The sequence below is a fragment of the Phormidesmis priestleyi BC1401 genome (assembly GCF_001650195.1).
Taxonomy (GTDB): domain Bacteria; phylum Cyanobacteriota; class Cyanobacteriia; order Leptolyngbyales; family Leptolyngbyaceae; genus Phormidesmis_A; species Phormidesmis_A priestleyi_B.
Map to the genome: position 1 here is coordinate 41,100 of NZ_LXYR01000003.1, position 20,582 is coordinate 61,681.

Sequence of the window (20,582 nt, forward strand, 5' to 3'; positions counted from 1 at the left end):
TTACGACCTGCACACGACTCAGGAAATCAGGGCGATCGTTCTACACAAATCTATGACGATAACCGCTAATCTAATGCGCCTCCGCAAGAGCTTCCTGCCCCTGCCGTGCAGCCAAAACAGTGACGATCGGTAACAATCTGCCGCGCCGCCAATCGAATCGGGTCAAAGTCTCGTAGGTGCATTCGTTCACCCTGATCTTGACACTCCAACTCCAGCATTTGATTAAAGTCGCAGTCATACAATCGCCCATCCCAAGAGATTGAGATCGTGTTGCGACACATCAAACCCGCCACCGTCGCTGGATTAAATGAATTTACCAACAGTTCCATATATTGCTGCAAATTGCCCGATTGCTCTAACCATTCGAGATAGCGAGAAATCGGCATATTGTTGAGGGTGATTAAGCGATCGAAGCCAATTCCATAATTTTTTTGCAGTCCAGCTTTCCACTCGTCTTCTAATTTCGCTTGACCACTCGCCAAAAATGCCCCGACTGGATTGCTCATCAAGGTTAACTGACGATGAGGATTTCCCTGTCCATAGCCTGCGGCGTTGAGTCGATGCAGTGCCTCGATCGACTTCTCAAATGTCCCGTCGCCGCGTTGAGCATCGGTGTTGCGTTGGCGATAGTGAGGGAGAGAACAGACAATTTCGACTCCTCGATCGGCGAACCACTGCGGCAAGTCCTCCATGCGGGGCAGCAGCAGCACGGTGAGATTGCAGCGATCGATGACGTGTTTTCCTCGCGCCACGCAGTGATCGACCAAATAACGAAAATGTGGATTTAGCTCAGGTGCGCCCCCCGTGATATCCACCATGTGAGCGTCGGTGAGATCAAGCGCGCGTAAACACAGGTCGATCGTCTCGCGATTCATGTTTTCTCGCGTGCGATCGGGTCCGGCATCGACGTGGCAGTGACGACAACTCATGTTGCAGAGTTTACCAATGTTGATTTGAAAGATCTCTAATTTTGCGGGCGTGAGTGGCTGCCAACGATTTGCTGCGAGCGTTTGAGCAAAGTCTCCTTTATGGGATGTTTGCGCGAGGTCAACCGCCGCTAAAACCTCGTGCTGATAGTCAGAAGACGACAAGGGCGAGTGTCGTTTGAGCAGAGATGCAGGTCTGGGTGCCGTTTGACGGCTCGAATCAGAGGGGGCGATCGAGTCAGAAAGTTTCATTTTGTGCTTTATCAATTGATTCGACTCATATCTGCATCACATTGTCAGTTTGTTGACGTGATCTAACATCTGCAACCCGTGAATCAGAGACGAGCCGCCTCGAATAGCAGTCGCAACGTGTACGGCTTCAGTCATTTGCTCTAGGTCTGAGCCTTGCTGTAACGATTCTTTAGTATAAGCATCAATGCAATAAGGACACTGAACGGTATGAGCAACCGCCAGCGCAATCAACGCTTTTTCTCGCTTTGACAGCGCTCCTTCTGCAAAGACGGCTCCATAATAAGCAAAAAACTTCTCTGCCAATTCAGGGTTGCCCTCCGCGATTTGACCAAAATGAGGCAAGTGTTCTGGCTTGTAATAGTTATCCACGGGGTCTCCTCCGATATGCTTAACTCAATTCATGTGCAACCGATTATTATGAAACGTTCTCTTGCGATCGCGTTCTCTTTGAGCTTAACGCTAGGGGCGGCTGTGATGGCTGCTAATCCGACTCAGGTGCAAAAGTTACTCAATTCTGGCGAATGTGTAAACTGTGATTTATCAGAGGCAAGTCTCTATAGCTATGTCTTAGATGGCGTTAATCTGACAGGTGCTAATCTCAGTGGGGCGGCACTGCAAGGCTCTAAACTCAACTCTGCGACGTTGACAAAGATTAACGGCGATCGTGCCAATTTAGCCTTGGTTCAATTCAAAGATGCCAACTTGCAGGGCGCAAATTTAACCAAAGCTAATCTATTTGGGGCAGATTTGAGAAACGCCGATCTGTCGGGTGCAAACTTGCAAGAAGCCATTTTAGAAGGAGCCGATCTCAGAGGCGCAAACCTCAATCAAGCCAATCTTCAAAAAGCTAATTTTGTCAAAGCAAAAATGGCAGGAGCAACGCTAGAAGGAGCGAAGATGGGAGGTGCCAGAATGCCAGATGGGAGCGAATATAAACAGAAATGATTCGTCAGACCCATGAATGAGATCGATAATGGATTCACCCAACATCGTAGAGACGTTTCGGTGAAACGTCTTATTGATTATGCGATGACCGATGAATCACGATCGTATTCAAAAATTTTGCCTTTACCCGATGGCGGGGAGACGTTCCACCGAAACGTCTCTACGGGAGTTTGGTGTGACCGATGGGCGATTGCATTCAAACAATAAAATTAGGTTTCTCTTCCGGTCTGAACGCCAGACACCCGATCGGGAATGTCTTCAGGCAATAGCGTGGTCAGCAACTCGTCGCTGAGAGACGAAAGCACCGCTAATCGGTTGGCTTGCCGCTCAAGACTTTTCTCAAATAAGTTGCGAACCAGTCTCGCGTTGCCAAAGGTTTTATCTCGATTCTCGTACAAGTCTTCAAACAAATTTTGCAGTTTTTCACCTGTGCCCGGAGCCAGCTTGAAATGGCTTTTGTTGCCCATTTTTCCAAAGATCGCGAGCAGCTCTTCGGGCTTGTAATGATTGAAATAAAAATAGCGATTAAAGCGCGATTCTAACCCCGGATTTGACTCGATAAACGTCGTCATTTCATCGGTGTAGCCTGCCACAATCACAACCAAGCGATCGCGGTGATCTTCCATGCGTTTGAGCAAAACATCGATCGCTTCTTGCCCAAAATCACGCCCCGATTCTCCGGGCACTAGCGCATAAGCTTCATCAATAAATAACACTCCGTTCAGCGCTGATTTGACGAGATTATCAACTTGTGTTGCAGTTTGACCGACGTATCCCGCGACCATTCCAGAGCGATCGGTTTCGACCAAATGCCCTTGAGTGAGGAATCCCAATCCTTTATAGATGCGTCCCATTAATCTCGCAACGGTAGTTTTCCCCGTTCCAGGCGGACCGCAAAACACTGCGTGTAGGGAGACGGTTGTTTTGGCTAACCCTCGCTCCGATCGAATCTTTTGCACTTTAAGAAAGTTGGCGAGCGTCTTCACTTCTTCTTTGATGTTGCTCATTCCGGTCAGGTCGTTGAGTTCGGCGAGTGCCTCTTCTAAGACTCGATCGAGATCGGCTGAATCAGACGCTTGATTTGAAGTCGCAGGCAGACCGTCTTGATAGGTGGCTAACTTGCGATAAGAGTGGAGTTGTTGCCAGATTAAGGAGAGTGCATCCAGGTCTTGCAAACTGACCGTGCCATCGGCTTTGACGATCGCTTGAGCAAATTTATAAATCGCATTAATCGCTGTCCCCAGATAATTAGTTCCTTTTTCTTCGTCCAAGCGATTTAGGATTGAGGGCAACTGAAATGCGTCAGAAGGCTGATTTTGGGTGAAGTCTAAGATAATTTGCAGCGTTAACTTCTGATAGTTAATGCGTTCATCTGCAGACGTGTCCCACCGATTGATTGCCACGTCTAGCTTTTCAGCATCGCGTTTAACCAGCGCATAAATCACGAGATATGCCAGCAGTTCAGCCTCACGAACATTGCCACTGCTGCGCCCACACAGTTGAATCATCTTGGCTAAATCAACCAGAATGACTTCTGCAAACGTTGCATTCACCGTCAAGAGCGGCGATAGAGATTTGTAGAGCAGATTTGCTTCTTGTCTGAGCAGCCTGTAATTCATAGCGTGTTTGAATAATCGCGGCGTTCCATCTCAGCCACGATATCGAGAATTCGACACGATCGCAACATTGGATAACGAATTTACCCGACCCCGTAGAGACGTTTCGGTGGAACGTCTCTCCGAATTCGCCATGACCCACAATCTATTAGTCAAAAATAAAATTGATATTGACAAACACAAGTTTCCCTATCATTCGCCAGAGGAGCCGTCTAAGATATTTCTCTACGATCGGCAAAGTCATTAAGCATCCACATCGGAGATTCATTATGCGAACGATTCAACTTCCGTCAGGGGCGGCGATTCCAGTTTTGGGTCAAGGAACTTGGCGAATGGGAGAAACACCGAAACAGCGATCGTCAGAAACCGATGCTCTAAAGTTTGGCGTTGAGTTAGGGATGACGCTGATCGACACCGCAGAAATGTACGGCGAAGGGGGTGCAGAAGAAATCGTCGCGGATGTGATCGCAGGGCAACGATCACGCATTTTCTTAGTCAGCAAAGTCTATCCTCACAATGCCACTCGACAGGGAACGATTCAAGCCTGCGAACGGAGTTTAAAGCGCTTGAAAACCGATTATCTAGATCTTTATCTGCTGCACTGGCGTGGCTCAGTTCCCCTTGCGGAGACGTTTGAAGCGTTTCTAGAATTACAGCAAGCGGGAAAAATTCGGGATTTTGGCGTGAGCAATTTTGACCAAGACGACTTAGAAGAGGCGCATCGTCTCGATCGTCATCTCACCGCAACCGATCAAGTGCTCTACAATCTCAGCCGCCGAGGAATCGAGTGGAATGTTTTGCCGTGGTGTCGTCAGCATCAGATTCCCGTGATGGCATATTCTCCGATCGAGCAAGGTCGAATCCTAAAAAATCGCGCTCTCGTGACGATCTCCAGCCAACTGAAGGTGACTCCGGCACAAGTGGCGATCGCGTGGTTATTGCATCAAGAAAATGTGATCGTGATTCCAAAATCAAGTCGGCGCGATCGCATTCAAGAAAACTATGCAGCGTTAGAAATTTCATTAACTGAGACGGATCTCTCAGCGTTAGATAAAGCGTTTCCACGTCCACGTCAACCGCAACCTTTGCAGATGCTTTAATCAGCCACACGCTTGGAGATAGTGCCCGATCGCCCGATCCAATGAAGGGAGCAAAATACCTCGTTCGCTGGTGAGGGCGGTGTAAGTCGGACGAGGCGCGGCTAACTTTAGCGATCGAGTCGAACACGCTTCGACGTGAGACGGATTGAACCCAGCGAGACGGGCAGTTTCTTGAGCAAATTCTGCCCAGCTAACGGCTCCCAAATTTGCCAGGTGCCACAGTCCACATTCTTGATCGATCAGCAAATCGAGGGTGGCATTTACCAAATCAGGGACGTAGGTTGGAGAAATCACCGTGTCGTCTGCGGCAAAAAATGGCTGACCCGATGCCAGAGTGCGAAGGGCGATCGTCAAGAAATTATGGTCATCCCAAGGTCCAAAAAAGGCGCTGGTGCGAATCACAAGGGCACGCGGATTGGTGGCTAAAACCCATTGTTCAGCGATCGCTTTACTGTGTCCATAGACATTTAACGGCGCGACTTCGTGGCTTTCGACATAGGGTTCTGTCTGGTTGCCATCAAACACCAAATCTGATGAAAACGTGACAAAGGAGATGTCTTGCTCGGCGCAGGCTTCAGCGAGAATAGCGGCTCCGTCGGCGTTGATTTGCCGACACAAATGCGGGTGCTGCTCGGCATCATCAACGCGAACATATGCAGCAGTGTTGATGACTGCCCAAGGCTTGAGATCTGCTAACACTTGAGTCACCGATCGTGAGTCAGTGATGTCCATATCTTGCCGCGTCAGCAGCCGATAGGGAATGCCCCGCATCTCACACAGACGGGCAAAGGCGCGTCCCAAAGTTCCTGTAGCCCCGGTGATCACGATCGGGGCTGAGACTTTTTGAGGAGGTGATTCGTGTTGAGAAGACCCTGATGGCGCATCCATTGCCATCACAGATGGATAAACTAAGCGCTGCGATCGTCGCCACCATCCCGGCTCTTGCAAGATTGGATGAGCATAGTCTTGTCCGTTAGCCAGGTGGCGCAGCATATGGGCGAGGGCAGTTGGGCGGGGAGTGGGCGATCGCAAGTCAAACACGCCCGGTTCATAAAATCCCTCACTTCGCGTTAAAAGCGTGTTCCAATCATAGGCACCGAGCAGCGACCAGGCAGTGACGGCTCGAACGTCGGCTCCCGATTTGCGCAGTCGGTTTGCCGCAGTCCAGGCTTCGTTAAGCCATCGCAGTTGTTCCTCACGAGTGCAGCCTAAATGCACCTCAGTTAACGCCATCGATCGACCATAGCGATTCCAGACTTCTTGCAGAAGATTGTGATGTCCAAAAATGCCATCAGCACGAACGCGAACGGCTTCGACATCAGCATAGGCGTGTCTGCCGTTGCCGCCGTGAAGTTGAGCAGGATAGCGATCGAGCCGTTCATCTAAAAAGCGATCGCTGGTCAAATAGTGGTTGATGCCCAATACATCGGGCGGACAAGAATTGTCTAGAAACCAACTTAAATCGGAGTCTGAAATTCCAAGTTCGCCCAAATAACCCCAAAGAGGATGGGCGCGATCGAGCCTGCCACACAGCAGATCAAAGCTTAACCAGCGCCGCTCGTTTTCAAAATCTGCCTGATAAGTCAGCGAGGGAGTGCTAAACACTTTCCCTAAATCTTCGGTCTGAATGAGTTTCGCTTGAGGATTGATCTGACGAATCGCCTGCATCGACAGCACGATCGCGCGGCATTGATTCAGTAAGGCACGCGCGAAAGTCGAGGGATCGTGTCCATGAGGATACCAGTGACCATATAAGCCGCTAAACCGGGCGGTGGTCAGAGGTTCGTTAATCGGGGTGTAGTGGTTTACCCAAGGGTAGCGAGTCGCCACTGCGTTGGCAAACTCAGCCAGTTTTTCAGGAAAATCGGGTTCTATAAGACTCGTGTGATCAGGTCCGCTCCCGTGGTGAACTAAGCCGACGATCGGATCGATATCTAAGTCTCGCAGTCGTTGCAATCGCTGATCTGCCCATAGCCAATCGGCGCGATCGAGCGATGCTGGAGCAATCCGTTCCCATAGTAAAGGATATCGAATTGCGGTGACTCCTAGCGACGCAAATAAGTCTAAATCTGTGATACGGTTAGCGTGTCCATTGCGTTCTAACTGATCAAAATAGTCATTACCCACACGATTCACAGTGCATTCTACACCTGCCCACAGTTCAACTTCAGATTTTTGAGTGTGAGTAGCTAAAATCTGTGCGCGATCGTGTGGTTGCCAGCGTTCTAACGGCTGGCTGATTGTCGATATTCTCATCCCCAAACTCCAATCCAAATTTGCCGAGCGATCGGATGTGCTGCCTTGATCCCTAGAGCCACCCGACGCTGTAGAGACGTTCCGGTAGAACGTCTCCCTTCATGAATTCCAATCAACGCACCGTTCCTGCAAGCGCGTGACCATTTTTCTCTTCAGGCTGCCAGCGAGTCCGATCGCTAAGTTTTGCATAAACCGAGAGTGCCTGAGCCACAACCTGATCCATGTTGTAATACTTGTAGGTGGCAAGTCGTCCAACAAATTCTACGTTAGGCGCTGCGTCGGCTAAGGCTTTATATTTTTTGTAGAGTTCTGCATTCTCAGGGCGCGGCACCGGATAGTAAGGATCGCCTTCTGCTTTCGGGAACTCGTAGACGATGCTGGTTTTAGAATGCTCTTGTCCAGTGAGATACTTAAACTCAGTGATTCGCGTATAGAGATGCTCGTTGGGATAGTTCACAACAGGCGCAGATTGATGAACAGACTCATTTAACGTTTCGTGTTTGAAGTCGAGCGATCGATAAGGCAATTTGCCAAACCGATAATCAAAAAATTGGTCTACAGGTCCGGTGTAGATCATTTGCTTAAAGGGAATGATGTCTCGAATTTCTCGATAGTCGGTGTTGAGCATCACCTTGATATTGGGATGGTTCAACAAATTTTCAAACATACGAGTAAACCCGTGGAGCGGCATCGCTTGATAAGTGTCAGTGAAGTAGCGATCGTCGCGATTGGTGCGAGTAGGCACGCGAGCCGTAACCGATTTATCTAGCTCAGAAGGGTCAATGCCCCACTGTTTGCGGGTGTAGTTGCGAAAGAACTTTTCATACAGTTCTCGCCCAACTTTGCTGACTACCACATCTTCAGAGGTGCGAATCGAGTCTTTGGGTTCTGCAACTGACTCAAAGAATTTCTCAAGCTCAAAGGAGTTGAGTTTCAGCCCATAAAGTTTGTTAATGGTGTCGAGATTGATTGGAATTGGAACCAGTTGACCATCAACACTCGCAAGCACTCGATGCTCATAGCGCCGCCATTCTGTGAAGTGCGACAGATATTCAAACACATCGCGAGAATTGGTGTGAAAGATATGCGGACCATATTTATGCACCAAGATTCCGGCTTCGTTATAGTGATCGTAAGCATTGCCGCCAATATGGTTGCGAATATCAACAATCAGCACTTTTTTGCCCGACTGATTTGCAAGTCGCTCTGCCAAAATGCTGCCAGCAAATCCTGCACCAACAATTAGATAATCAAACATAGCGATACTTCCTACTTATTATTTGAATCGTTTCAGCCGTCTTTTGACGCGATCGCTGAGGGTTTAACCGTCGAAACTGCCGACTCGATCAAGTGGCTCATGCTTGCCCAAGTTTTGTCCCATGAGTTTTGAGCGAGAAACGCATCGACTCGATCGAGCCATTCAGAATCTTTCTGGGCTGTTTGCAGTGCGACTTCAACGGCTGCCACAAATTCAGGCACGCTGTCGGCAATCTGCACCAGTCCTAAGTCTCTATAGGGGCGTACAACATCACGAATCGAGGTAGAAACGACGGGTTTTCCGGCAGCGAGATATTCGGGGGTTTTGGTCGGGCTGATAAATCGAGTCGATTCGTTGCGGGCAAACGGCAGCAGCGCGACATCCCAGCCTGCTAGATAGTGAGGCAACTCCGCATAAGATTTGCCACCGAGATAGTGGATATTCGGAAGCTGCGGCAGAGATGCGGGATCGATTTTGACGATCGGTCCAATCAACACCAACTGCCGGTCAGGACGAGCGATCGCGACTCCTTTCAGCAGATCAATATCCATGCGCTCATCAATCACGCCATAAAAACCAAGACGCGGGTGAGGAATGTTGGCTTGGTCAACGGGATCGTCGATCGCCTGACGCGCCTGAACAAAGTGAGTGACATCAATGCTGCTCGGAAACGCATAAACGTTGGGATGCTGATGTCGCTTGACTTCATAGAGGCTTTGTCCACCCGTAAAGACCAAATCTGCTTGCTGAAACAGGTCGGCTTCTCGCTGTCGTAGCTCAGGCGGTGCCCCTTGAAACACAGACAGTTCATCCATGCAGTCATAGACGATCGCCAACGGCTGAAGATGATCGGTGAAGGCTAACGCCATCGGCGTGTAGTACCAAAAAATGTAATCGCGAATGCCACAGGTTTTAAACAACTCGTCTAATAGCTGTTTTTGAAGGGCGATCGTCGTTCTTTGACTTAGCCCTTGCGGGAGATGAGGCACCACCACCCAAACTCCACACTCGCGCTGACTTAGGGATAACCATGCCTGATCTTCGCTGTCAAAAAAAGGCTCCTCAATCAAGAAAACTCGACGTTCTTGAACGCACCGAGTTAACAGATGTTGAGGACGCTGATAGACAAAATCCCAGCGCAAGTGAGATAAGCAGACGAGATCAGGCACCCCTGGAAACGCATCTTTTAAAAGAGAACTATCTTGATTTGACCAACGCAGCTTTAAGTGTTTTTCGCCCTGTATTGATGAACTTTGAACGAGATCGTAAGTGATTGAAGAATTAGATTGGGACATAGAAGTGTCTCAATAGATTAAATATTGAATGGTTGATAGGGATGTTAAGCGGTTAGTCACAGTGGGCTAACGTCTCAATTACAGAACTCGTTTTTGCTGCAAAGCCGACTGATAATAACATAGAGGTAATTATTCTCTTTTATCTTCCATCTAAAGGAAGGTAAACCTAATTCCACCTTGAGATAGAAGTTTTGTCTTGTGAGATGATATTGTCAGTTAATCTTCGATTTATTACAGTGTTGCTGTATACGGAACTCGTTAATTTATCTATTTAATTTGGGGTGGACAAGCGCCTATTTTTAAAGAGCTATTGTTATTTGAAAGTAGCAAAAAGCCGCCTTTGAGCTAACAGGCAAAATTAATGGTTTCTAGCCTTAGATCGGTTGAAAGAGAACACTTTAGAAGTCAGTGATAGTTCCTTAAAACGTCTCCACAATCACTGAAACAATTCCTGCTGTAATTTACTCTGTGCAACAATCCTTCCATTTTTAATCACCGTGCGATCGCTAGGTGCCGCCCCGATCGCGTCCGTTACCGTTTCCACTGTCAGGATGACTAAATCTGCCGACCGTCCAGGAGCCAAACCGTGGTTGGGAAGTCCGATCGCTTGAGCCGCCCGATTAGTCGCCATCTCCAAACACAGTTCATGACTCGCTGTAGTGCCAAGCTGAAGCACTTGCGCTAACAGCGTACAGATCTTTAGCACATCGCCATCGCCAAACGGTGTAAACAAATTCTGCACATTGTTAACAGCTAATCCGACATTCACGCCCATCTCAGCGAGATGATGGATCGGTGCAACACCCCGACGAACGTTGTGGGTATCATTGCGAGACATCATATAAATATCAGAAGCCGGAAGCGCCAGAATTGAAATTCCCGCTTCTAGAATCGCAGGAGCGATCGCTGATAGCTCTGCTGGAGAGAATGCCGCCAATTTAGTCATGTGCCCCAAACAGACTCGACCTTGCCAACCTCGACGACACGTCTCTTGAATCACAAACGGTAACGAGAGCGGTAATTCATCCTCTAAGAAATCTAAATGGAAATCGATATCGCAATCAAATTCTTGAGCAATGTCAAACACAATCCGAATATTACGTTCTGGATCGGGATCAACATAAGGAGCAGACCCAATCACATCACCGCCCAAGTGCATCGCTTGCCGTAGTAGATCTAGGGTTCCTGGTTGGTTGGTGATTCCTTCTTGAGCAAAGACAGCAAGCTGAAGCGTCATGCCCCATTGATAGGCTTGACGAAGCGGCATCAACGCCTGCATTCCTGTTAGCTTTGTCACTGAATCGACTTCAACATGACTTCGCATTGCCGTCACCCCAAATCCGATCGCCCGTTCGATCGTCCGTTTGGCTCTGGTTTGAATATCGGCGATCGTAAACTCGTTTTTCGCTTTCAACGTCTCTCGCATCGCTTCTACAAAAGTGCCTTCAACGCCATGACAGCGATCGAGCAAGTGCGCTTTATCGAGATGAAAATGGGCATCGACTAAACCCGGAATCACCAGCTTTTGATTCGCATTCAGGACGGTGGTGGCGGGAGCCGCGATCGTGGGGGCAATCTCGACGATCCGATCGCCCACAATGCCAATGTCCCAATAGCCAAAACGTCCGGGTAAAGCCGCTTGGGTGATCTTTAAATCCATAAAAGCGCACTGAGAAAACGTGAGATATTGGAAGTCTTGCACACATTTTCTAAAGTCGGGCAAATGAACGACTCAGACTGGCAAACTGAAGGAAAAGCGACCTTTCGAGTCGGTAACGCGTTCTACCGTCCCGCTGGTCAGATGGCAAGAGACTTGGGAGTGTTAGCGGCTGCCGTTCATCGCGCCGACGTTGGACAGTTGCGCGTCTTAGATTCTATGTCGGGATCGGGAGTGCGATCGCTGCGATATTGCCTAGAAAGTCAGGCAGATTGGGTGTGGGCAAATGACAGCAATCCTGAAATCAGTGCCGTGCTGCGGGGAAATTTAGAACGATCGCTTCCAAACTCCTTTAAAGTCACTCATCAAGATGCCAAACGCGTATTTTTAGAGTGCTGCGATCGTCACGATTTTTATGATTTAGTCGATGTCGATTGCTTTGGTTCTCCTGCCCCTTATTTGAGTTTTTGTTTGGGGGCAGTTGCGATCGGAGGTTTGCTCTACGTCACCAGCACCGACGGACGCAGCACTACCGGACACGCACCCGATGCCTGTTTAGCGCTCTATGGAAGTTATGCCCGTTCTCACCCGGCAGCGCATGAACAAGGGTTGAGAATCTTGATCGGCAGCATTCAGCAAATCGCAGCGGCTCAAGGATTAGGAGTTGAGCCAGTGTTCTCGCTGTTTTTGGGCGAAACTTATCGGGTGATGCTACGCCTGGTTGCCCGTCCTCAGCTCGACAGTCAAACCTACGGACTGCTGGGCTATTGTCATCGCTGCGGCGATTATCAAACCGTTTCGTGGCGAGAGTTGGGACGAACTAATTGCGCTCACGATGGTCACTGGCTGACGATCGGCGGCGCAATGTGGCTCGGAGCGCTGCACAATTCTAAGCAGTTGCACAAACTCGCCAGCCTTGCAGACCAGTGGCAGTGGTCAAAACAATCGACATTGCTCAACACAATGGCAGAAGAATCGGATTTGCCGCCTTATTTCTACACGCTCGGCGAGATCGGCAAACGCGGCAAGCTGGATATTCCTAAGCGATCGCACTTAATCAAAACCCTTCAGACGATGGGCTATCGAGCTTGTGCCTCTCACGTCAATATCCAGGCGATCAAAACCACCGCCACGCTGCAAACCTGCATCGAAGCAGCACGCCATTCCTGAGTAGACAAATCTTCACACTCAGCGTAGACGCGATAAAATCAAACGGTCAGCCTTGCCTCGTGCGCCCTGTATGAATATAGACAGTAGAGTCTCCGAAATCGCGCCTCCTCAACTCCACATTGAAGACAGTTCCCTTCCGGCGGGGGGCAGTGACCCAACTCGATTTGACTGGAAAGAAGCCTGGTATCCGATCGCCTATCTAGCAGATTTAGACCCGGCAACCCTGACATCTTTCACGCTGATGGAGCGCGATCTCGTCATCTGGTGGGATCGGCAAGCCCAATCCTGGCGAGTGTTTGACGATCGATGTCCTCATCGCCTCGCGCCCCTGTCTCAGGGCAGAATCGCCGAAGATGGATTACTAGAATGTCCCTATCACGGCTGGGCATTTGCAGGAGACGGACAGTGCGATCGCATTCCTCAACAAAGCGCAGATGCAATGGCTCATCAATCTAAAAGAGCTTGTGTTGACTCGCTGCCGACTGCCACGCGTCAGGGAATGTTGTTTGTCTACGCAGGTCAACCCGAAAATGCTCAAAAAGTCACCGTGCCGATCGTCGATGCGCTAGACGAATCTCCGAACGAGTGGGTCTGTCTCAGCACCTTTCGCGATCTGCCCTACGATGCTCTAACGCTGCTAGAAAACGTGCTCGATTCTAGTCATCTGCCCTTCACGCACCACAAATCAGTCGGCAATCGCGCCAACGCTGCCCCCGTTGATTTAGAAGTGGTCGAGTCCGATCGTCAGGGTTTTCGGGGCGTGTGGGAAGAAGGTCCGCGGCGAGGCACTTTGGGGCGGCAAGACACCACTTTTATCGCTCCGGGCTTAATGTGGCACGATCTCACCTCAAAACAGTTTGGCAGAACGCTCACCGTCGTTTATGCGACCCCAATCCGTAAAGGAGAATGTCGGCTGTTTGCGATTTTCCCGTTTAAGTTTTCCTCAAAAATTCCGGCATTTTTCATCAAACTCACGCCTCGCTGGTATTCTCACACCAGCCAAAACGCCATTCTCGAAGACGATCAAATTTTCCTCCACCGTCAAGAGCGCTATTTAGAAAATCAGGGCGGCAGTCCCAATTTTGCGAAGGCGTTTTATCTGCCTACTAAAGCCGATCGCTTTGTGGCTGAGTTACGGCAGTGGGTCAATCAATACCAAGCCGATCCCTTTTGGGGCAAAAAGTTGACTCCGGCTTTGTCAGAAGAGCAATTGCTCGATCGCTATCACTCCCACACCAAAAGCTGCGCCAGTTGTCGCACCGCCCTCGCCAAAATTCAGCAGATCAAAACCGTTTGCGTCGGCGCTGGCGCGATCGGACTCGCGACTATTCCAATTTTGCCCTTTTGGATAAACACTCCATTGGCGGCAGTGATTTCAAGTGTCACGATCGCGGTGTCTGGACTGATTTGGATCGCGCTCGATCGGCTTGAAAAGCGATTTTCTCAAGGGCAGACCACAGCACCGCGCAACCTGGCAGAAAAGCGACGAAGCCCAACGCCTCAAGGTGATCCCAACGCAAAATAAGCTAAAGTCTGAATGCTCAGGAACCTGATTGATTAACATCCCATGACCATCAGAATCGGCAACGGATATGACATTCACCGCCTCGTCAGGGGACGCGACCTCATCTTAGGCGGCATCAAAATCGATCACGAAACCGGGCTGCTAGGGCACAGCGATGCCGATGTTCTCACCCACGCCATTATGGATGCCATGCTGGGAGCCTTGAGTTTGGGAGACATCGGGCACTATTTTCCGCCGACCGATCCCCAGTGGGCAGGAGCCGATAGCCTAGTGTTGCTTGCCCAAGTGCATCAGTTGATTCAAGACAAAGGCTGGCAGATCGGCAATATCGACTCAGTAGTGGTGGCTGAACGACCAAAACTCAAGCCCCATATTGAAGCGATGCGATCGCGCCTCGCCACCGTTCTCGACTTGCCGCCCGATCGAGTCGGGATCAAAGCCACCACCAACGAAAAACTCGACGCAGTAGGACGCGAAGAAGCGATCGTCGCTCATGCCGTGGTGTTGTTAGAGCAATAGCGTGACACCGATCGCCGTTAACGAAACCATTAAAAACGACTAAACTAAAGACAAGATCCAAAAAACTGTGCCCTTACATAACTCGACATAAAGGGTTGGGATCTAAAGGAATATCTCTAGTGGTTAAGAAAGACTAGGAGATAGCAGCAGAATGACGTTAAGCCTTTACAATTTTAGGCAGAGTCGTGGCTCATACGGTTGCTGCTACGGTTCCATTGAAAACCTCCCACCTATTTGATTCGTCAGTTAGGGCATCCTTAGTTCTAATTGCCGGATGTTATCCAGTCTGGCTGGTACAGCACCATCGATGATCATCTCCGAATCCATCCTCGAAGAACTCCTAAAAGCCCTTCCTCAGATTCGCCCTCAACTCTATTTCAAGTCTTCACTCACCGCCCTCTCACACGCGATGGAAGACCAAGTTTTAGCGGGGGTCGATCGCCCACTGGTGATCGCCAGCTTTCAGAGAGAGCGGTTTTATCGGCAAGAAGCTCATCGATATTTACGAATCGCAGAACGCACCGATCAAGTTTATGTCTTGGCGGCTCCTGAAACTGATTTCTCCGAGCGCTCTCAAGATTATGAAATGATCGCGTTTGAGCCAGCCGATGCGTTGAGCCAAGAATGGCATTTGGTCGTGCTGGGAGAACACTACGCCTCGTGTCTAATTTGCCGTGAGCGGCGACAGCCCGATCCGCCTGCCAACATTCAAGATTTGCACGTCGATCAGTCTCGCCGCTTTGAAGGAATTTGGACGTTCGATCGCCAAATTGTGTGTGAGTCAGCAGAGTTATTACTAACTCGCATTCAGCGCTATCGTCCTGATCTGGCGGCTAAAACTGAGCTGATGTTGGCAAAGCTCAAAACCGATGCCAATGAGGGTTTTAACCAAGTCGATCCAGGTCCGTTTGCCGAGCGACTCGTGACCTACCTGCAAGCCGGACAATATAAGTTAGCAAAAGCCTATCGCTCGATCGCTGAGAAAGAACGCAAAGAGCGGTTGATCAATTCCATCACGGCGGCAGTGCGGCGGTCGCTGAATCCCCACGAAATTCTGCAAGTCGCGGTGCAAGAGTTGGGCACGGTGCTAGGAGCAGGTCGCTGTCTGATTTATCGGTGCAAATCAACCGATGAGACAGCAACGTTAGAGCATGAGTTTTTAGGAAGCTGCGGGTATTCAGGGTCAGGCAACGCTAGGAACCAGCCGTCAGTCTCTGAGACACACTCGCTCGTGGGTCAAACCTGGTCGCTACAGGCAAATCCGATCTTTCAGGAAGTTATTCAAAAGCAAGAGCCTGTTTACCTTGAAGACACGCACGTTGATGAGCGGTCAAGGGATCAGCGCGGTCTCACTCAAAATGGACAGATCCGATCGTGGCTCATGGTGCCCGTTCTCAACCAAAACCAGCTATTGGGCATCGTCGAACTGCACTACTGCAACGCTATTCCCCACAAGCTAGAGCGCAGCGAATTAGAGATGGTCGAAGCGATCGTCACTCAAATTGGGGTTGCCCTCATTCAAGCCGAAGCCTACGCCAACTTAGAAGACCTCAACCAGCAGCTAGAAGCCCTCGATCGGACTCGCAGCAACCTGATCGCCATTACCGGGCACGAGCTACGAACTCCTCTTTCTACCATCCAGGTCTGTCTCGAAAGCCTCGCCACCGAACCCGATATGTCGGCTAACTTGCGTCAGGTGATGCTCAACTCAGCGCTGACAGATGCCGATCGGATGCGAAAGCTAATTCAAGACTTCCTCACCCTCTCTCGCCTCGAAAGCGGTCGCATTGAGTGGCGACTCGAACCGTTGCCCCTTGAGGAGTGTGTCGATCTGGCGCTCAGCAGTCTTCAGTCGCACAAATACAACGCTCCTCTGCCTAAAATCACGACTCGCCTCCCAACTGAGTTGCCCCTCGTACAGGTCGATGGCGAATGGCTCGTAGAAGTCATTTCTAAACTGCTCAACAACGCGTGCAAATTCACAGACTCTGATGGGCAAATCACTATTGAAGCGCACCACAACGACAGCAGAATGCTAGAAGTCACGATCGCCGACACCGGACGAGGCATCGAATTTAACCGACTCGAAACGGTGTTCGATCGCTTCTATCAAGAGGAAGGAGCCTTGCGACGCACTACGGGCGGCACCGGACTCGGACTCGCCATCTGTCGGCAAATCATTGCGGGTTGGGGTGGGCGCATCTGGGCAGAGTCAGACGGCAAAGATCGCGGCAGTCAGTTTCACTTTACGATTCCGATCGTGCAACCTAGCCCTCAAGAAAAGAAACCCGTCTCCAGTCGGCGGCGCAAAACTAATTAGAAAATAACTAGACGATCGAGACACTCCTGCCTTAGTATGTTTAATTGTCGCTAAATTTCTAATCGTGCAGTTTCCGTGAGCAAGTTATCGGATTTGAGCTATAGTGATATGCTGTAGCGCATCTCAGAAAGCTTCTTCATCTCGTGTGAATGAAATTGTTTCGAGACTTCGGGCGAAGAAGCGAAAGACTTCTTCAGGGTTTGCAAAACCCAGCTTGCGCGTCTAACCCCAGCCATTCACGGATACTGAGCAGTCCCCTGTTCAAGTCCAGGCGGGAGAAGCACAAAAGAGCAGAGCCGATTCGGTTCCTCTCAAGCCGCTTTGCACAATCGACCAAAGTGTCTAAAGAAATGCGGAATCCGCTGCCTCCTAAATTAGAGAGGTAAGATTCATCTGGTCTCAGACCGTGGAATCCGTTCCGATAACGAATCTGCGTCTAAAAATCGCGGCTTCGCTATATCCAAGTGTGTAGAAAAGGAGACCAGTTACCGTGGCTGTCGGCATTCTCGGCACAAAGCTCGGCATGACTCAAGTATTTGACGAAACAGGACTCGCCGTTCCCGTCACCGTCATTCAGGCAGGACCCTGCCCAATCACCCAAATTAAAACCCGCTCAACAGACGGCTATACCGCTGTTCAAATCGGGTTTGGTGAAACACGAGTCAAGTCATTAAGCAAACCTGAATTGGGGCACCTCGCCAAATCCAGTTCTGTTCCTCTGCGCCATCTCACTGAGATGCGCCAATATCTTCCTTCAGAAGACTACAGTGTTTATGAGCTAGGTCAAGAAATCAAAGCAGATATCTTTGAAGCAGGTCAAGTTGTCGATGTGACGGGCACCAGCATTGGTAAGGGCTTTGCGGGGTATCAGAAGCGTCACAACTTCGCACGAGGACCTATGTCTCACGGTTCTAAAAACCACCGCGCTCCCGGTTCGACGGGCGCAGGCACCACCCCTGGGCGCGTCTACCCCGGTAAGCGCATGGCGGGTCGTTTGGGCGGAACGCAAGTCACGATCAAAAAGCTGATCGTGGTGCGAGTGGATGTAGAGCGGAACTTGATTTTGATTAAAGGAGCAGTTCCCGGCAAGCCCGGTGCTCTGGTGCAAATCATGCCCGCTAAGAAAGTTGGGCGCTAGGGCAGAAGGAGGCAGAAATGGTTGATTGTGTAGTAAAAGACTGGCAGGGAGCCGACGCGGGGCAAGCCTCGATCGAGCTTAAAGTCGCCAGAGAAGAAAGTGCGGCTCATGTGGTTCACCGCGCGCTGGTTCGTCAATTGGCGAACCAGCGTCAGGGCAACGCCTCGACCAAAACTCGTGCAGAAGTGCGCGGGGGTGGACGTAAACCCTGGAGACAAAAAGGAACGGGACGCGCCCGTGCTGGGTCGATTCGGTCTCCGCTTTGGCGGGGCGGCGGCGTAATTTTTGGACCTAAACCCAGAGATTACACCATCAAAATGAATCGCAAAGAGCGGCGATTGGCACTGCGGACTGCATTCCAAAGTCGGGTCGCTGATTTGATTGTGGTTGAGGATTTTGCAGCTCAGTTGCCTCGTCCTAAAACCAGAGAAATGGTGCAGGCGCTCAGTCGTTGGGGCATTGAGCCAGATAAGAAAGTGCTGATTATTATGGCAGAGCGCAACGAGATGGTTTATCTCTCGGCTCGCAACATTGAGAAGCTCAGACTGATCTCGGCAAACAATCTCAACGTGTTTGATTTGCTGGCAGCCGACTACATTGTGGCAACCCCTGCTGCTCTTGAAAAGATCCAGGAGGTATACGGTGAGTGATTTTAGCCCCCGCAGCTTAGCGGATTTGATTCGTCGTCCGATCATTACTGAGAAGGCGACTCAGCGATTGGAACTCAACCAATACACCTTTGAGGTTCAGCCCAAGGCGACCAAGCCTGAGATTAAGGCAGCTGTCGAACTGATGTTTGAAGTCAAGGTGACGGGCGTGACGACTCAGCATCCGCCTCGTAAAGCTCGTCGCGTCGGCAAGTTTGCAGGTCACAGACCTCACTACAAGAAAGCGATCGTCACCCTCGCTGATGGGGATTCAATCACCTTGTTCCCTGAAGTTTAGAAACCCCTGAGAGTAGCAAATTATGGGCATCCGAATTTATCGACCCTTGACCCCTGGCAGCCGTCAGCGTAGCGTTTCTGACTTTAGCGAGATCACCAAGACCGAGCCAGAAAAGTCTTTAACCACGACCAAGCACCGGGATAAAGGACGCAACAACCGAGGCGTAATTACCTGTCGTCACCGGGGCGGCGGTCACAAACGTCTCTACCGCATCATCGATTTTCGTCGCGACAAGCTAAACATTCCTGCACGGGTGGCGGCGATCGAGTACGACCCCAACCGCAATGCGCGTTTAGCACTACTGTTCTACGCGGATGGCGAGAAGCGTTATATTCTTCACCCCAACACCCTGAAAGTCGGCACCGTGATTCGCTCAGGTCCCGATGCTCCGATCGAGATTGGCAACGCATTGCCCCTCGAAAAGATTCCCCTCGGTACGATCGTGCACAACGTTGAACTCGTTCCTGGCAAAGGCGGTCAGATCGTCCGGGCAGCAGGTGCAGCAGCTCAAGTTGCCGCAAAAGAAGGCGATTACGTCACGCTGAAACTGCCTTCGACGGAAGTGCGGCTGATTCGTAAAGACTGTTACGCCACGATCGGGCAAGTCGGCAACCTCGAAGCGAGAAACATCAATTTGGGTAAAGCAGGGCGCACCCGTCACAAAGGTCGTCGTCCTCAAGTGCGCGGTAGCGTCATGAACCCAGTGGATCACCCGCACGGTGGTGGAGAGGGACGAGCACCGATCGGGCGCTCTGGTCCGGTCACCCCTTGGGGTAAGCCAACCTTGGGGCGCAAAACCCGCAACAAGAAGAAACTGAGCGGCGCGTTTATTGTGCGTCGTCGTCGTAAGTCCTCGAAACGTGGACGCGGCGGACGGGAATCGTAATTTGACTTAGGGAGAAACCTAACATGGCACGTTCACTCAAAAAAGGTCCCTTTGTTGCTGACCATCTCATGAGCAAAGTCGAAGCGCTCAACGCCAGAGGTGACAAGCAAGTCATCAAAACCTGGTCACGGGCTTCGACGATTTTGCCCCAGATGATTGGACACACGATCGCCGTTCACAACGGTCGTCAGCACGTTCCCGTCTATGTCTCTGAGCAAATGGTCGGTCACAAACTCGGCGAATTTGCCCCGACTCGGACGTTCCGGGGACACGCAGGTAGCGATAAGAAAGCACGTCGATAGGAGAAAGGGCAGCGCGAGGGATGACGGATGAAAGTCTGATGCTCAGTCCCTCGCCCCTCGCCCGTCAAGGAGAAAACTATGGCTACTGATACGACTGAAGTTAAAGCGATCGCACGTTACATCCGCATGTCTCCTCACAAGGTGCGCCGAGTTCTCGACCAAATTCGAGGGCTGTCTTACCGGGAGGCACTGATTATTCTAGAATTCATGCCCTATCGCGCCTGTGAGCCTGTACTCAAAGTGCTGCGATCGGCGGCGGCAAATGCTGAACACAACGGGGGCATGGATCGGTCAGGTTTGGTGGTCAGCCAAGCGTTTGCCGATCAAGGTCCTTCGCTAAAGCGGTTTAGACCACGAGCACAGGGTCGCGCTTACCAAATTCGCAAGCCGACGTGTCACATCACGGTGGCAGTGGCTCCCGGAGTCGAATCCTAGTTCAGTTATTCCTACTTAAACTGCTTTATCTCAGAGG

General features: G+C 50.5%; 21 protein-coding genes. 14 read left to right on the plus strand and 7 right to left on the minus strand.

Annotated features, from left to right (window positions below):
- Positions 1–65: 65 nt before the first annotated feature.
- Both arsS and A8707_RS02585 read right to left on the minus strand, forming a co-directional pair.
- The gene (gene arsS / locus A8707_RS02580; protein WP_082906196.1) at positions 66–1,178 is read right to left on the minus strand and encodes an arsenosugar biosynthesis radical SAM (seleno)protein ArsS; all 1,113 of its coding nucleotides are present in this window, start codon (positions 1,176–1,178) and stop codon (positions 66–68) included.
- A 36-nt stretch (positions 1,179–1,214) separates the two neighbouring features.
- Positions 1,215–1,547, minus strand: a complete 333-nt coding sequence (locus A8707_RS02585) for an arsenosugar biosynthesis-associated peroxidase-like protein (protein WP_068814836.1) — start codon at positions 1,545–1,547, stop codon at positions 1,215–1,217.
- Between the two features lie 48 nt (positions 1,548–1,595).
- Here A8707_RS02585 and A8707_RS30120 point away from each other — a divergent pair, with 48 nt between their 5' ends.
- Entirely contained in the window at positions 1,596–2,123 is a 528-nt protein-coding gene (locus A8707_RS30120) for a pentapeptide repeat-containing protein (RefSeq protein WP_068814839.1), read from the plus strand.
- A gap of 12 nt (positions 2,124–2,135) precedes the next feature.
- Positions 2,136–2,330: a hypothetical protein gene (locus tag A8707_RS02595; protein WP_068814840.1), complete on the plus strand. Its 195-nt coding sequence runs from the start codon at positions 2,136–2,138 to the stop codon at positions 2,328–2,330.
- A gap of 2 nt (positions 2,331–2,332) precedes the next feature.
- Here the strand turns inward: A8707_RS02595 and A8707_RS28865 are convergent, their stop codons facing one another.
- A complete protein-coding gene (locus tag A8707_RS28865) occupies positions 2,333–3,742 on the minus strand; it encodes an AAA family ATPase (RefSeq protein WP_068814842.1) in 1,410 nt (469 codons plus the stop codon).
- 7 nt (positions 3,743–3,749) lie between these two features.
- Here A8707_RS28865 and A8707_RS27830 point away from each other — a divergent pair, with 7 nt between their 5' ends.
- Positions 3,750–3,986 (plus strand): hypothetical protein, encoded by a 237-nt coding sequence (locus A8707_RS27830; RefSeq protein WP_156518324.1) that lies wholly within the window; start codon positions 3,750–3,752, stop codon positions 3,984–3,986.
- 22 nt (positions 3,987–4,008) lie between these two features.
- Positions 4,009–4,839 carry an aldo/keto reductase gene (locus A8707_RS02605; protein ID WP_068814844.1) on the plus strand — a complete coding sequence of 277 codons (831 nt, stop codon included), beginning with the start codon at positions 4,009–4,011 and terminating at the stop codon, positions 4,837–4,839.
- On the opposite strand, the gene rfbD is transcribed toward A8707_RS02605, so the two are convergent.
- The 4 genes from rfbD to A8707_RS02625 form a co-directional block, all read right to left on the minus strand.
- Positions 4,840–7,095, minus strand: coding sequence for a dTDP-4-dehydrorhamnose reductase (gene rfbD, locus A8707_RS02610; protein WP_082906198.1), 2,256 nt, complete (start codon positions 7,093–7,095; stop codon positions 4,840–4,842).
- 112 nt (positions 7,096–7,207) lie between these two features.
- Entirely contained in the window at positions 7,208–8,353 is a 1,146-nt protein-coding gene (glf, locus tag A8707_RS02615) for a UDP-galactopyranose mutase (RefSeq protein ID WP_068814846.1), read from the minus strand.
- Positions 8,354–8,385: 32 nt separating this feature from the next.
- A complete protein-coding gene (locus tag A8707_RS02620; protein ID WP_068814847.1) occupies positions 8,386–9,648 on the minus strand; it encodes a glycosyltransferase family 1 protein in 1,263 nt (420 codons plus the stop codon).
- A 436-nt stretch (positions 9,649–10,084) separates the two neighbouring features.
- Positions 10,085–11,308, minus strand: coding sequence for an amidohydrolase family protein (locus A8707_RS02625; RefSeq protein ID WP_068814848.1), 1,224 nt, complete (start codon positions 11,306–11,308; stop codon positions 10,085–10,087).
- Between the two features lie 63 nt (positions 11,309–11,371).
- Between A8707_RS02625 and A8707_RS02630 the strand changes: the two genes are divergently transcribed.
- From A8707_RS02630 to rplV, 10 genes are all read left to right on the plus strand, one after another.
- Positions 11,372–12,475: a class I SAM-dependent methyltransferase gene (locus A8707_RS02630; protein ID WP_068814849.1), complete on the plus strand. Its 1,104-nt coding sequence runs from the start codon at positions 11,372–11,374 to the stop codon at positions 12,473–12,475.
- Positions 12,476–12,545: 70 nt separating this feature from the next.
- Positions 12,546–14,000, plus strand: coding sequence for an aromatic ring-hydroxylating dioxygenase subunit alpha (locus A8707_RS02635; RefSeq protein ID WP_068814851.1), 1,455 nt, complete (start codon positions 12,546–12,548; stop codon positions 13,998–14,000).
- 42 nt (positions 14,001–14,042) lie between these two features.
- Complete coding sequence (ispF, locus tag A8707_RS02640) at positions 14,043–14,519, plus strand: 2-C-methyl-D-erythritol 2,4-cyclodiphosphate synthase (RefSeq protein ID WP_068814853.1); 477 nt, start codon at positions 14,043–14,045, stop codon at positions 14,517–14,519.
- 307 nt (positions 14,520–14,826) lie between these two features.
- Positions 14,827–16,839, plus strand: a complete 2,013-nt coding sequence (locus A8707_RS02645) for a DICT sensory domain-containing protein (protein ID WP_068814855.1) — start codon at positions 14,827–14,829, stop codon at positions 16,837–16,839.
- Positions 16,840–17,329: 490 nt separating this feature from the next.
- Positions 17,330–17,977 carry a 50S ribosomal protein L3 gene (gene rplC, locus A8707_RS02650; RefSeq protein WP_068814856.1) on the plus strand — a complete coding sequence of 216 codons (648 nt, stop codon included), beginning with the start codon at positions 17,330–17,332 and terminating at the stop codon, positions 17,975–17,977.
- 17 nt (positions 17,978–17,994) lie between these two features.
- A complete protein-coding gene (rplD, locus tag A8707_RS02655; protein WP_068814857.1) occupies positions 17,995–18,627 on the plus strand; it encodes a 50S ribosomal protein L4 in 633 nt (210 codons plus the stop codon).
- Positions 18,620–18,922: a 50S ribosomal protein L23 gene (locus A8707_RS02660; RefSeq protein ID WP_068814859.1), complete on the plus strand. Its 303-nt coding sequence runs from the start codon at positions 18,620–18,622 to the stop codon at positions 18,920–18,922. Before rplD ends, A8707_RS02660 begins: the two co-directional genes overlap by 8 nt.
- A 22-nt stretch (positions 18,923–18,944) precedes the next feature.
- A complete protein-coding gene (rplB, locus tag A8707_RS02665; RefSeq protein WP_068814861.1) occupies positions 18,945–19,808 on the plus strand; it encodes a 50S ribosomal protein L2 in 864 nt (287 codons plus the stop codon).
- A 23-nt stretch (positions 19,809–19,831) separates the two neighbouring features.
- Positions 19,832–20,110: a 30S ribosomal protein S19 gene (gene rpsS, locus A8707_RS02670; RefSeq protein ID WP_068814863.1), complete on the plus strand. Its 279-nt coding sequence runs from the start codon at positions 19,832–19,834 to the stop codon at positions 20,108–20,110.
- Between the two features lie 78 nt (positions 20,111–20,188).
- A complete protein-coding gene (rplV, locus tag A8707_RS02675) occupies positions 20,189–20,545 on the plus strand; it encodes a 50S ribosomal protein L22 (RefSeq protein WP_068814865.1) in 357 nt (118 codons plus the stop codon).
- Positions 20,546–20,582 lie beyond the last annotated feature (37 nt).

Excerpts from the sequence above, each read along its gene's own strand:
- A8707_RS02625 (WP_068814848.1), bottom strand. The coding sequence starts at position 11,308 with ATGGATTTAAAGATCACCCAAGCGGCTTTACCCGGACGTTTTGGCTAT.
- A8707_RS02635 (WP_068814851.1), top strand. The coding sequence starts at position 12,546 with ATGAATATAGACAGTAGAGTCTCCGAAATCGCGCCTCCTCAACTCCAC.
- A8707_RS02620 (WP_068814847.1), bottom strand. The coding sequence starts at position 9,648 with ATGTCCCAATCTAATTCTTCAATCACTTACGATCTCGTTCAAAGTTCA.
- A8707_RS02605 (WP_068814844.1), top strand. The coding sequence starts at position 4,009 with ATGCGAACGATTCAACTTCCGTCAGGGGCGGCGATTCCAGTTTTGGGT.
- rfbD (WP_082906198.1), bottom strand. The coding sequence starts at position 7,095 with ATGAGAATATCGACAATCAGCCAGCCGTTAGAACGCTGGCAACCACAC.
- rplD (WP_068814857.1), top strand. The coding sequence starts at position 17,995 with ATGGTTGATTGTGTAGTAAAAGACTGGCAGGGAGCCGACGCGGGGCAA.
- rpsS (WP_068814863.1), top strand. The coding sequence starts at position 19,832 with ATGGCACGTTCACTCAAAAAAGGTCCCTTTGTTGCTGACCATCTCATG.
- arsS (WP_082906196.1), bottom strand. The coding sequence starts at position 1,178 with ATGAAACTTTCTGACTCGATCGCCCCCTCTGATTCGAGCCGTCAAACG.
- A8707_RS28865 (WP_068814842.1), bottom strand. The coding sequence starts at position 3,742 with ATGAATTACAGGCTGCTCAGACAAGAAGCAAATCTGCTCTACAAATCT.
- A8707_RS02645 (WP_068814855.1), top strand. The coding sequence starts at position 14,827 with ATGATCATCTCCGAATCCATCCTCGAAGAACTCCTAAAAGCCCTTCCT.
- A8707_RS02595 (WP_068814840.1), top strand. The coding sequence starts at position 2,136 with ATGAATGAGATCGATAATGGATTCACCCAACATCGTAGAGACGTTTCG.
- glf (WP_068814846.1), bottom strand. The coding sequence starts at position 8,353 with ATGTTTGATTATCTAATTGTTGGTGCAGGATTTGCTGGCAGCATTTTG.
- rplV (WP_068814865.1), top strand. The coding sequence starts at position 20,189 with ATGGCTACTGATACGACTGAAGTTAAAGCGATCGCACGTTACATCCGC.
- rplB (WP_068814861.1), top strand. The coding sequence starts at position 18,945 with ATGGGCATCCGAATTTATCGACCCTTGACCCCTGGCAGCCGTCAGCGT.
- ispF (WP_068814853.1), top strand. The coding sequence starts at position 14,043 with ATGACCATCAGAATCGGCAACGGATATGACATTCACCGCCTCGTCAGG.
- A8707_RS30120 (WP_068814839.1), top strand. The coding sequence starts at position 1,596 with ATGAAACGTTCTCTTGCGATCGCGTTCTCTTTGAGCTTAACGCTAGGG.
- A8707_RS02630 (WP_068814849.1), top strand. The coding sequence starts at position 11,372 with ATGAACGACTCAGACTGGCAAACTGAAGGAAAAGCGACCTTTCGAGTC.